Consider the following 10,563-nt stretch of genomic DNA (forward strand, 5'->3'; position numbering starts at 1 on the left):
GGCCAGCAGCCCCCGCCCCCGTACGGGCAGCAGCCGGGGATGCCGGGGCCGTACCCGCCGCCGATGCCGCCCCAGAGCGGCGGGGGCGGCAAGGGCAAGGCCATCGGCATCACGATCGGTGCGCTGGTGGTCGTGGGCGCGATCGTAGGCGGGGTGCTCTTCTTCAAGAACGGCGGCGGGGGCAGTGATGGGAAGGTCGCGCCTTACACGATCGTGCTGCCGGATTCGCTGCTGGACGGGAAGTACAACAAGCAGCAGAACGTACGTGACCTCAGCGACCAGAAGCTCAGCGACAACGCCCAGGCGATGAGCATCACCAATCCCACCGAGGTCAGCGGGGCCTACAAGAACGCCGAACAGCAGACCCTGAGCGTGCGCGGCGTTTACGGCGAGGTGGCCGACCCGCGCAAGGCAGTCGACGCGTTGTTCGCCAAGATGGAAGAGAACTCGAAGAAGCCCACGGCAGGCGTGAACGTCGAGACCGTCACACCCCCCACCGAGTTCCATCCGAGCGGTTTCGACGGCGCGGAGATGAAGTGCAAGCTGGTGAAGGTCACCGCGACCATGGGATCCATCAGCTCCGTCGTCGAAGGCTCGACATGCGTCTGGGGTGACTCCAGCGCGGTGGGCGTCGTCACGCACACGGTCGGCAAATCCTCCGGAGGAATCACCGGCGGAGCCACCACCACCGCGACCGGCAACGCGATGTCGGCAAAGGAACTGTCCGAGGCGGCGGCTAAGGTGCGCAACGAAGTCCGCAAGAACAAGTAGGCGCCCTGTGGGCAGCGGGCCCGCCGGAGCCGTATGAAATCCTGAGCTGTTCGCCGGCGTGGCCCGCGAGGGCCCGCCCGGGTTCCCTTCGCCGGGGCTCTCCCGGCCTGAGCAGCGTTCTCGACAAGGGGGACCCCACGATGAGCCACGGCCAGCCCGGCCCGTACCCGCCGCAGCCGCCCATGCAGCCCACCCCGTACGGGCAGCCGGGCCCCTACGGCCAGCAGGCCCCGTACGGGCAGCCGCAGCCGAACGCCCCCTACGGGCAGCAGTCCTACCCCGGCATGCCCGCCCCGTACCCGCCGCCGATACCCCCGCAGCGCGGTGGCAAGGGCAAGGTCATCGGCCTCACCGTCGCGGCGCTGGTGGTGGTCGGCGCGATCATCGGCGGCGCTACCACCCTGCTGAAGAACAGCAGTTCTTCCGTGTCGGACGACGGCAAGCGCTACAAGCTGACGATGCCCGACACCGTCCTCGCCGACTACACGAAGGACCCCGACTTCCACGACCAGGACGTCTTCAACAACTCCGGCGCGAAGCGCGACCTTCGCATCATGGGCGTGAAGAACCCGGATTCCACTGCCGCGGCCTACGAGAACGACCGCGACCCCGCCGACCAGAAGATGCTGCGGACCATCGGCGTCTGGGGCGAGATCGACAAACCCGAGAACGTCGTGGACGGCATGTTCACCAGCCTGGCGAAGTCCGCGAAGCGCACCACGGTCGAGGGCTCCCCGCAGACGGTCACGCCGCCCGGTTTCGACAACGCCGTGATGAAGTGCCAGTACACGCACCCCGGCGGTGGCGACGACATCATTCTCCCCCTGTGCATCTGGGCAGATCACAGCACGGCCGGGGTGGTCTACGTGGGCGACAAGAAGCGCTCTTCCAATGGCCTCAAAATCCCCTTCGACGAGGCCGCCGAGAAGGTCGCCAAGCTGCGCACGGAAATCCGCGTGGAGATCAAAAAGTAATGCCCGCCCTTGCCAGGGAAACGGCATAAGGGGGCGCCCGGCCACTCAAGCCGGGCGCCCCCCTTTGCTCTCATGAACGCGCGTTACCCATGATCATGCAGGTGCGCCCACTGCCCCCATCTGCTCATCGCGTTGGCGAACCGCACCTTGGCGCTGAGGAGCTCGGCATCGGTGGCGTCCCGGACGACATCCGCGTCCGCTTCCCACTCCCCGCCGCCAGCAGGCGGACGAAGCACGACCCGCCGCTCGCCTTCGTAGGCGATGACCTCCCCGACCCTGCCCGTACGGGTATCGACGACAACCGCTCCGGCCTCGGGCAGCCCTTCGGACGCGCCCGTTACACAGTCGCAGCGGCGCAGCGGGCTGCTGGCCTTGATGTCGATCCCGTGCGCGGTAGCCCAGAGGTAGATACCGCAGGAGGCGCCATGAGGTGTGGCGGGCGTGCGGTACCACCCGCTCAACTCCCCCACCACCACAGTGGGCGGAGGCTCCTCAGGCGCTACGGGGGCGATCTCCGGCGGCTCCGGAAGGGCAGAACTGGGACGGCGCGAGAACAACAGCCGGGCTCTTCCCCACCACTTGGAGATAGAGTGCCGCATGTCGACGCTCCTTTCGCAGCGTTGGCCATGCCCCGGGACCGGTTGCAGCGGTCGCCGGGGTCCTTTGCGTGAGCAGGAGCCTAGCGGTATAGCAGGTGTACTAGGTATCTTATGTATCGACTGCAACCCGATAGGGTACGTAGCGTGCTCATGTGATCGAATTTGTTCCGGACATCCCACGCTGGCGCCAGGTAGCCGACGTCATGCGACAGCGCATCAAGAACGGCACCTACCCGCCCCGATCGCGCGTGCCGTCCGTCGTCAAGCTTCAAGAAGAGTTCGGTATCGCCACGGCGACGAGCCAAAAGGTGTTCAATGCCCTCCGCGCCGAAGGCCTGATCTACACCGAGCCGGGCCTGGGCTCCTTCGTCTCCAAGGAACTCCCGACGGCCGAGCCGGACACCAGATGATGCGGTTCTTCCCGGAGGTCAACGGTGGCAGCCCCGACGCTTGAGGACCTCCTCCGCCAGTGCCGACACTCCGCCGTTCACTTGGAGATGCGCGACGGGTACATGCGCGACGACCCGATGTTCATCGCCTGGCAGCGAGGACACCGAGACGACCCGACCGACCGTGCTTCGTGGTGGCGTCCCTGGCTGACCCTCATGCAGGAGACCACTGCGCGTGGCGTAGCGGTGCGGCGCCTGCGCATCGTCAGCGAGCCTCTGTCGGACTACGTCCAGTTCGAGTACGACGTGACGTTCACGAACGTCGCGGCGGGCGAGCAGGTCCGCTGGCTACCGCGCCGCCACACGACGGACCTGGCCTTGCCCGGCAATGACTTCTGGCTGCTCGACGGCACCACGGTCATGGTCCACCACTTCGGTGGGGACGGGCAGTTCATGGACGAGGAGATCGTCACCGACCCCACGGTGGCCAAGTTGTGCGGCTCGGCCTTCGAGGCGGCGTGGGAGCGTGCTATACCTCACGAAGAATACCGAACGGTCTGAGCCTCAGCGCGGGCGTCGGCCGCGCCGACGAGGTGGCACTGACAAGAAAAAGCGGCGCCCGGCACGCGTCCGGACGCCCCTTCGCACTTACTGCTCAGCCTTCAGCGCCGAAGATTCCCTCGGCCTCCGAGACCGTGAGCGCCAGGTCGAACCAGCGCCCCAAGGTGTCCAGGTCAGTGCACTCCATGACACGCTCCCGGATCTCGGGCGACGCGAGAACCCCTCGGCCGTCCAGCACACGCAGCACCATCTGCGCCCGCCCCTTGGCCTCGCCCTCCGCCCGGCCCTCCGCCAGGCCCTCCGCCCGGCTCTCCGCCTGGCCCTCCAGGAGTTTCTCCTCGAAGAGGGTGCCACGGCCGGGGAAGAAGTTGTGAATGGTCATCTGTTCCCTCCAGATCTTCCTCGCCCGGGTGTCCCCCAGGCCGATCTCCAGCAGTTGCGAGTAGTACTCGACGGAATCTTTGTCCGCTGTGTCCAGCGCCTGCGCCAGTGCCTCCAGTATGGCCTTGGCGTCCTGGTGCCGCCCGTGTGTCATGGCCGAGAAGGTCGCCAGAGCCAGGTCTTGAGCGGCCTCCTCCGGCTCGACGATCATCGGCACATTGCCTGGCCCCAGCACCAGCGGATGCACAGTCAGCGCGGTCCAGCCGTCGAGGCCGAGCCGGAAGGGGCCCGCCGCCCAGTCCGCGGTGGCCTTGTCCTGGCAGACCACGAGCAGCAGGGCCGGACAGGAGTACTTCGCCTTCAGAAACGACAGGTAGTACGCCCAGCTGACCGACTTGGCCCGGTCGCAGCGCCCTTGCGCCTCGATGGCGAGGAGGAAGCCGTCGTCACCGCCGCGCGGCTCGATGCGCAGGACGCTGTCCACGCGCCGCTCCAGCGGCCTGATCTCCGTGACGTCCGCGGAGAGCACCTCGACGGACGCCTCCGCCGGCAGAGGCACACCCAGGATCCGGAACACCGGCGCGAGTAATTCCGGGCGCTCCTGGAAGATCCGGTGCGACGCCTCGTGGTTCGAAGTAACCATGATCGGACACTAGGGGCGCGAACGGAGATGCATCCGACAAACGGCAGCAGATCACCCGTTCGAGCGCCCGTATCGTTCGCCAGTTCTACTGGCCTCCGGAACAGCAAAGAGGGCGCCCGGTCGGCGCGTGGAAAACGATCGCGATGTGCACTCAGACAGCTTTCGGCCCCTGATCGGCCAAGCGCCCCAGCAGAGCACGGGCATGACTCTCGGCCTCGGGGCTGACGGTGATGCCCGGATCCCGTTCGAGCTCCTGACGTGCCTGGGCCACCCGCTCTTCGAGTCCGTTGACGCTCGCGTCGTCCGCCATGTCTCGAATCTACCGTCGGCAGGAGCGCCGCTGCGAGCCGACCGGTAAATCCTGCCGCTGGTCTCCGGCTCACATAAAAAAAGAGGCACCCAGCCGCTAAGCCGGGCACCCCTTCACGTCAGAAAACGTCAGAGAGCCTCAGAAAGAGCTCACGCGCTCTTCTCGTGCCGCTCGTCCTTGCCGACGATGCGCGGCTCGCGCGGCACCAGCGTCGGGTTGACGTTCGAGTGGACGACGTCCTCGGTGATGACGACGCGGGCGACGTCCTTGCGGGACGGGACCTCGTACATCACGGACATCAGGACTTCTTCCATGATGGCGCGCAGGCCGCGCGCACCCGTGCCGCGGAGGATGGCCTGGTCGGCGATGGCCTCAAGGGCCGGGCGGTCGAATTCCAGCTCCACGCCGTCGAGTTCGAAGAGGCGCTGGTACTGCTTGACCAGAGCGTTGCGCGGCTCGACCAGGATCTGCAGCAGGGCCTCGCGGTCGAGGTTGTGGACGGAGGTGATGACGGGGAGGCGGCCGATGAATTCGGGGATCATCCCGAACTTCACCAGGTCCTCCGGCATGACCTCCTGGAACTGGTCGCTCGCCTCGATCTCGCGCTTGGAGCGGATGGTGGCGCCGAAGCCGATGCCCTTCGCGCCCGCGCGGGATTCGATGATCTTCTCCAAGCCGGAGAAGGCGCCGCCCACGATGAACAGGACGTTCGTCGTGTCGATCTGGATGAATTCCTGGTGCGGGTGCTTGCGGCCGCCCTGCGGGGGGACGGAGGCGGTGGTGCCTTCCAGGATCTTCAGCAGGGCCTGCTGGACGCCTTCGCCCGACACATCGCGTGTGATCGACGGATTTTCGCTCTTTCGGGCGACCTTGTCGATCTCGTCGATGTAGATGATGCCGGTCTCGGCCTTCTTGACGTCGTAGTCGGCGGCCTGGATCAGCTTCAGCAGGATGTTCTCGACGTCCTCGCCGACGTAGCCCGCCTCGGTCAGCGCCGTGGCGTCGGCGATCGCGAAGGGGACGTTCAGCATGCGGGCGAGCGTCTGCGCGAGGAGCGTCTTGCCCGAGCCCGTGGGGCCGAGGAGCAGGATGTTGGACTTGGCGAGCTCGATGCCGTCGTCGCGGTTGTGGCTGCCGGTCTCACCGGCCTGCACCCGCTTGTAGTGGTTGTAGACGGCGACGGAGAGGGCCTTCTTGGCCGCCTCCTGGCCCACCACATAGCCCTCGAGGAACTCGTAGATCTCACGGGGCTTGGGAAGCTCCTCCCAGCGCACCTCGGAGGTCTCCGCGAGCTCTTCCTCGATGATCTCGTTGCAGAGGTCGATGCACTCGTCGCAGATGTACACACCAGGCCCCGCGATGAGCTTCTTCACCTGCTTCTGGCTCTTCCCGCAGAACGAGCACTTGAGCAGATCGCCGCCGTCACCGATGCGTGCCACGAGGTGCTTCCCCTTCGCCTGGGATCCGCATTGCTCTGCGAACCCGAGTGCTTGCCTATCGACGGTACCTTGCCGGGCCCCCCGAGCGGGCCCCCCTTGGCCCTACTCGGTCAAGGGGGTTGCCCGCGGCGCGGTGGCCCGGCTGTGTCCGGCCGGACCGGCCCCGGCCCGGACCTCAGACCGAGACGGACGTCTTGCGCGTGGTGACGATCTGGTCGACCAGACCGTACGCGAGCAGCTCGTCGGCGGTGAGGATCTTGTCCCGCTCGATGTCCTCGCGGATCTTCTCGATCGGGGTGGTGGAGTGCTTGGCCAGCATCTCCTCCAGCTGGGCGCGCATGCGCAGGATCTCGTTGGCGGCGATCTCCAGGTCGGAGACCTGACCACGGCCCGTCTCGCTGTACGGCTGGTGGATCAGGACGCGGGCGTTCGGCAGCGCCATGCGCTTGCCGGGCGTACCGGCGGCCAGCAGCACGGCCGCGGCGGAGGCCGCCTGGCCCATGCAGACCGTCTGGATGTCCGGCTTCACGAACTGCATCGTGTCGTAGATCGCGGTCAGCGCGGTGAAGGAGCCGCCCGGCGAGTTGATGTAGATCGAGATGTCGCGGTCCGGGTCCATCGACTCCAGGCACAGCAGCTGTGCCATGACGTCGTTGGCGGAGGCGTCGTCGATCTGCACGCCGAGGAAGATCACCCGCTCCTCGAAGAGCTTCGCGTACGGGTCGTACTCGCGGACGCCCTGCGAGGTGCGCTCGACGAAGCGCGGGACGATGTAGCGGGACTCGGCCTGGGGGCCGGTGTAGAGGCCGCTGCCGGCGTTGTTGTTCATGTGGGTGTTCACCATCCTGGTGGCGTTCTGTGGGCCGGGGGTTCGCGCTGGGGCGGGTGTGCCGGGCTCTGGTCGAGACTCACGGCTGCCGGGAACGGTTCCCGGTCCGGGAAACGGGTCCCGGGCCGGGAGCGGGTCCCGGTGCCGGGGCTCAGGCCCCGGTGCCGCCCCCGCCCGGAACGCCTGCGGCGGTGTTCATCACGTCGTCGATGAGACCGTACTCCTTGGCCTCCTGGGCCGAGAACCAGCGGTCGCGGTCGGAGTCGTGGGTGATCTGCTCGACGGTCTGGCCGGTGTGGAACGCGGTGAGCTCCGCCATCCGCTTCTTGGTGTAGAGCAGCCGCTCGGCGTGGATCTTGATGTCCGTCGCGGAGCCCGCCAGGCCCGCGGAGGGCTGGTGGATCAGGATCTCGGCGTTGGGCAGCGCGAAGCGCTTGCCCGGGGTGCCCGCGCTCAGCAGGAACTGGCCCATGGAGGCGGCGAGGCCCATGGCGATGGTGACCACGTCGTTCTTGATGTACTGCATGGTGTCGTAGATCGCCATGCCGGCCGTGATCGAGCCGCCCGGGCTGTTGATGTAGAGGTAGATGTCCTTGTCCGGGTCCGCGGCAAGGAGGAGCAGCTGCGCCGTGATCTTGTTGGCGATGTCGTCGTCGACCGGCTGGCCGAGGAAGATGATTCGTTCCCCGAGCAGTCGGTTGTAGACCTGGTCGCCGAGGCCACCGAAGCTCGGCTCGCCGGCGGCGGCGGAAGGCATCAGATTCGTCACGTATCCACCTGCTCGTTGTTCGACGGCCCCACGAGCCGTCACAGCGTTCTCTTCACGGGATGGGGTCGGGCGCGCCGTCCGGGCTTCCCGCGACGCGCTTCCGGGACTCCCCTGCCCCCGTATCTACGGACCCTAACGCGCTGGTAGGCGGGTGCCATCCCGCATCAGGAACTGTTCGCTCTGAGCGCAGGTCCCCCGGGCCTCCGCGAGGCCGCGGACAAGGCCCCGGACAAGCTGCGGACAGGGCCGTGGGAGGGCATGGTGGGTGTCGCGACCGGGCCCGGCCGTCCCGCCCGGCGGATGACACCGCGGGCCCGGCCGCGACACCCACCGGGTGTGGCGACCGGGCCCGCTGCGCGCGTCCCGGAGGGGCGAGGATCAGGCCTCGGTGCCCTCGGCGGCCTCGACGACCTCGGTGGCGGCCTCGACGGTCTCGGCCGTCTCGTCCTCCTCGTCGAGGTCGATGACCTGGCCGTTGGTGTCCTTGACGGTGGCGGCCTCGACGACGGTCGCGAGGGCCTTGCCGCGGGCGACCTCACCGACGAGCATCGGCACCTGGCCACCCTCGACGACGGCCTGGGCGAACTGGTCGGGGCTCATGCCGGAGGACTGGGCACGGCGCATGAGGTGCTCGGTGAGCTCCTCCTGGCCGACGCCGACCTTCTCCTTGTTGACGATCTCGTCGAGGATGAACTGGGTCTTGATGCCCTTCTCGGCCTGCTCCTTGAGCTCGGCGTCGAACTCCTCGGCGGTCTTGCCCTGGATCTCCAGGTACTTCGCCAGGTCCAGGCCCATCTGGCCCAGCTGGTGGTGCTCGAGGTTGTGCTTGCGGGTGTTGACCTCGTCCTCGAGCAGCTTCTCCGGCATCGGGACCTCGATGAGCTTGATCAGCTCGTCGAGGACCTTCTCCTGGGCCTGGGTGGCCTGCTCGAACTTCTTCATCTGGGCGAGGCGCTTGCGGCTGTCGGCGCGCAGCTCGTCCAGCGTGTCGAACTCGCTCGCCAGCTGGGCGAACTCGTCGTCGAGCGCGGGCAGTTCACGGGCCTTGACGGCGGTGACGTCGACCTTGATCTCCGCCTCCTTGCCCTCGGCGGAGCCACCCTTGAGCTCGGAGGTGAAGGTGGCGGTGCCACCGACCTCCAGGCCGGTCACGGCCTCGTCGATGCCGTCCAGCAGCTGGCCGGAGCCGATGGTGTAGTCGACACCCTCGGCGACGCCGTCCTCCAGGACCTCGCCGTCGACCTTGGCCTCGAGGTTCACGGTGACGATGTCGCCCTCGGCGGCGGCGCGCTCGACCGGGGCGGTGGTGGCGAAGCGGTCGCGCAGCTGCTCGACCGACTTCTCGATGTCCTCGTCGGTGACCTCGACGGCGTCGACGGTGACCTCGATGCCCGAGTAGTCCGGGATCTCCAGCGCCGGACGGACGTCCACCTCGGCGGTGAAGGAGAGCAGCTCGCCGTCCTTCAGCTCCGTGATGTCGACCTCGGGCTGGCCCAGCGGGTTCAGGTCGGCCTCGTTGACGGCCTCCGTGTAGAACTTCGGCAGCGCGTCGTTGACGGCCTCCTCCAGCACGGCGCCACGGCCGAAGCGCTGGTCGATGACACGGGCCGGGATCTTGCCCTGACGGAAGCCCTTCACCGTGACCTGCTGGTTGATCTTCTTGTACGCCGCGTCGAGGCTGGCCTTGAGCTCCTCGAAGGGCACCTCGACAGTGAGCCGAACCCGAGTCGGGTTCAGGGTCTCCACGGCGCTCTTCACGGTTCGGTCTCCTTGGGGCTGACTTCTGGGATTCTGCTGATGTCCAGCGGATTCGCGCCCGGGAGAAAGACACACGGGCACGCAGCTTGCATAGTAACCGCAAGCGCTGCGTGCCCGACAATGTGATCTTGATTGGTCGGGGTGGCCGGATTCGAACCGACGACCTTCCGCTCCCAAAGCGGACGCGCTACCAAGCTGCGCCACACCCCGTCGATGCGAGACGTAGGGTACATGCCCGCGGGGGGCTCGGGCGGCCGATTAACGACTGTCGGACCACGGGATCGGCGAGCGAGGCCCCTCCGGGGGTCGGCCGGGAGCCGGCCAGGGGGCGGCCAGGGGGTCGATCGACGGCCGGTCGACGGCCGATGCCACCCCGGGGTGTGCATCACAAGGCCCTGACCCGCTACGATGCACAACGTGTCGCGCGGCCTTCGGGCCGATGGCGCGGCGCGCGCGGGCGTAGCTCAATGGTAGAGCCCCAGTCTTCCAAACTGGCTACGCGGGTTCGATTCCCGTCGCCCGCTCCACCAGACGCCTCCGGCCCCGGCCGGAGGCGTTTTTCATGCCCTTGCACGCCCGAAGCCCGAAGCGTGATCAGAACTTGATGTTGCTTATGGTCTGCGTGATCGAGTCCAGGAACTTCTGGATCGACGGGGCCATGCCCGTGGAGGCCAGGAAGAAGCCGAAGAGGATCGCGACGATCGCCGGGCCACCCTTGATGTTGCCGGCGCGCATCATCACCACCAGCACGATCGCCAGGAGTAGCACCACTGACAGCGAAACGGTGGCCATACCTGATCACACCCTAGGTCCTAGGTCGGAGTCGCCCGGTCTGCCCGGAAGTCCGGAAGTCATACTGCCCCGCAGACCCTTCTCGGCAACCATGGTGCCATCAACTCGCCTGACGCAGGGGGCTGGTGACGTCGTATCGGTGGTTCATCCAGAAGGTGTCCGGAAAGCGGCACGGCGAGGATATCGGCCGACATAGCGGATACCGTGCAGGTTCGTGGTGAATAGCTCAATGGATGGAACGGAGTTTCACCGCCCCGCGTCGCCCGGCTAGGGTGCCTCGGATGTCCCCCGCCGCCACGCCGCCGCCGTCCCGTACGGCGGCGGCGTGGCGGCGGGGGACATCCGAGG

12 protein-coding genes and 2 tRNA genes are annotated in these 10,563 nt (G+C 67.4%); 5 read left to right on the forward strand and 9 right to left on the reverse strand.

The window, feature by feature from the left end:
* Positions 1 to 771: hypothetical protein (locus K6I34_RS22005; RefSeq protein WP_229328051.1), on the forward strand; the 771-nt coding region annotated here is incomplete at its 5' end.
* Positions 772 to 911: 140 nt separating this feature from the next.
* Positions 912 to 1,745 carry a hypothetical protein gene (locus K6I34_RS22010; RefSeq protein WP_229328052.1) on the forward strand — a complete coding sequence of 278 codons (834 nt, stop codon included), beginning with the start codon at positions 912 to 914 and terminating at the stop codon, positions 1,743 to 1,745.
* 83 nt (positions 1,746 to 1,828) lie between these two features.
* Here the strand turns inward: K6I34_RS22010 and K6I34_RS38950 are convergent, their stop codons facing one another.
* The gene (locus K6I34_RS38950; RefSeq protein WP_374230986.1) at positions 1,829 to 2,206 is read right to left on the reverse strand and encodes a hypothetical protein; all 378 of its coding nucleotides are present in this window, start codon (positions 2,204 to 2,206) and stop codon (positions 1,829 to 1,831) included.
* A 290-nt stretch (positions 2,207 to 2,496) separates the two neighbouring features.
* Between K6I34_RS38950 and K6I34_RS22020 the strand changes: the two genes are divergently transcribed.
* Together K6I34_RS22020 and K6I34_RS22025 are read left to right on the forward strand one after the other, a co-directional pair.
* Complete coding sequence (locus tag K6I34_RS22020) at positions 2,497 to 2,754, forward strand: winged helix-turn-helix domain-containing protein (protein ID WP_229328053.1); 258 nt, start codon at positions 2,497 to 2,499, stop codon at positions 2,752 to 2,754.
* 24 nt (positions 2,755 to 2,778) lie between these two features.
* A complete protein-coding gene (locus K6I34_RS22025) occupies positions 2,779 to 3,294 on the forward strand; it encodes a DUF6879 family protein (protein ID WP_374230987.1) in 516 nt (171 codons plus the stop codon).
* A gap of 94 nt (positions 3,295 to 3,388) precedes the next feature.
* Here K6I34_RS22025 and K6I34_RS22030 read toward each other — a convergent pair whose 3' ends face one another.
* The 7 genes from K6I34_RS22030 to K6I34_RS22060 all read right to left on the reverse strand — a co-directional run bounded on the left by K6I34_RS22030 (position 3,389) and on the right by K6I34_RS22060 (position 9,633).
* Positions 3,389 to 4,318 carry a hypothetical protein gene (locus K6I34_RS22030; RefSeq protein WP_229328054.1) on the reverse strand — a complete coding sequence of 310 codons (930 nt, stop codon included), beginning with the start codon at positions 4,316 to 4,318 and terminating at the stop codon, positions 3,389 to 3,391.
* Between the two features lie 151 nt (positions 4,319 to 4,469).
* Complete coding sequence (locus K6I34_RS22035; RefSeq protein ID WP_229328055.1) at positions 4,470 to 4,628, reverse strand: hypothetical protein; 159 nt, start codon at positions 4,626 to 4,628, stop codon at positions 4,470 to 4,472.
* Positions 4,629 to 4,777: 149 nt separating this feature from the next.
* Positions 4,778 to 6,067 carry an ATP-dependent Clp protease ATP-binding subunit ClpX gene (gene clpX / locus K6I34_RS22040; RefSeq protein ID WP_229328056.1) on the reverse strand — a complete coding sequence of 430 codons (1,290 nt, stop codon included), beginning with the start codon at positions 6,065 to 6,067 and terminating at the stop codon, positions 4,778 to 4,780.
* A 175-nt stretch (positions 6,068 to 6,242) separates the two neighbouring features.
* Complete coding sequence (locus K6I34_RS22045) at positions 6,243 to 6,911, reverse strand: ATP-dependent Clp protease proteolytic subunit (protein ID WP_121798225.1); 669 nt, start codon at positions 6,909 to 6,911, stop codon at positions 6,243 to 6,245.
* A 136-nt stretch (positions 6,912 to 7,047) separates the two neighbouring features.
* Entirely contained in the window at positions 7,048 to 7,653 is a 606-nt protein-coding gene (locus K6I34_RS22050; RefSeq protein ID WP_183147316.1) for an ATP-dependent Clp protease proteolytic subunit, read from the reverse strand.
* A gap of 390 nt (positions 7,654 to 8,043) precedes the next feature.
* Positions 8,044 to 9,423 carry a trigger factor gene (tig, locus tag K6I34_RS22055; RefSeq protein ID WP_229328057.1) on the reverse strand — a complete coding sequence of 460 codons (1,380 nt, stop codon included), beginning with the start codon at positions 9,421 to 9,423 and terminating at the stop codon, positions 8,044 to 8,046.
* A 133-nt stretch (positions 9,424 to 9,556) separates the two neighbouring features.
* Positions 9,557 to 9,633, reverse strand: a tRNA-Pro gene (locus tag K6I34_RS22060).
* Between the two features lie 243 nt (positions 9,634 to 9,876).
* Here K6I34_RS22060 and K6I34_RS22065 point away from each other — a divergent pair.
* Positions 9,877 to 9,950, forward strand: a tRNA-Gly gene (locus tag K6I34_RS22065).
* 67 nt (positions 9,951 to 10,017) lie between these two features.
* On the opposite strand, the gene K6I34_RS22070 is transcribed toward K6I34_RS22065, so the two are convergent.
* Entirely contained in the window at positions 10,018 to 10,215 is a 198-nt protein-coding gene (locus K6I34_RS22070; protein ID WP_121798228.1) for a hypothetical protein, read from the reverse strand.
* Between the last annotated feature and the right edge of the window lie 348 nt (positions 10,216 to 10,563).

Source organism: Streptomyces sp. UNOC14_S4, assembly GCF_020740835.1.
GTDB lineage: Bacteria > Actinomycetota > Actinomycetes > Streptomycetales > Streptomycetaceae > Streptomyces.

Excerpts from the sequence above, each read along its gene's own strand:
- K6I34_RS22010 (WP_229328052.1), top strand. The coding sequence starts at position 912 with ATGAGCCACGGCCAGCCCGGCCCGTACCCGCCGCAGCCGCCCATGCAG.
- K6I34_RS22030 (WP_229328054.1), bottom strand. The coding sequence starts at position 4,318 with ATGGTTACTTCGAACCACGAGGCGTCGCACCGGATCTTCCAGGAGCGC.
- K6I34_RS22035 (WP_229328055.1), bottom strand. The coding sequence starts at position 4,628 with ATGGCGGACGACGCGAGCGTCAACGGACTCGAAGAGCGGGTGGCCCAG.
- K6I34_RS22050 (WP_183147316.1), bottom strand. The coding sequence starts at position 7,653 with ATGCCTTCCGCCGCCGCCGGCGAGCCGAGCTTCGGTGGCCTCGGCGAC.
- K6I34_RS22045 (WP_121798225.1), bottom strand. The coding sequence starts at position 6,911 with ATGGTGAACACCCACATGAACAACAACGCCGGCAGCGGCCTCTACACC.
- K6I34_RS22070 (WP_121798228.1), bottom strand. The coding sequence starts at position 10,215 with ATGGCCACCGTTTCGCTGTCAGTGGTGCTACTCCTGGCGATCGTGCTG.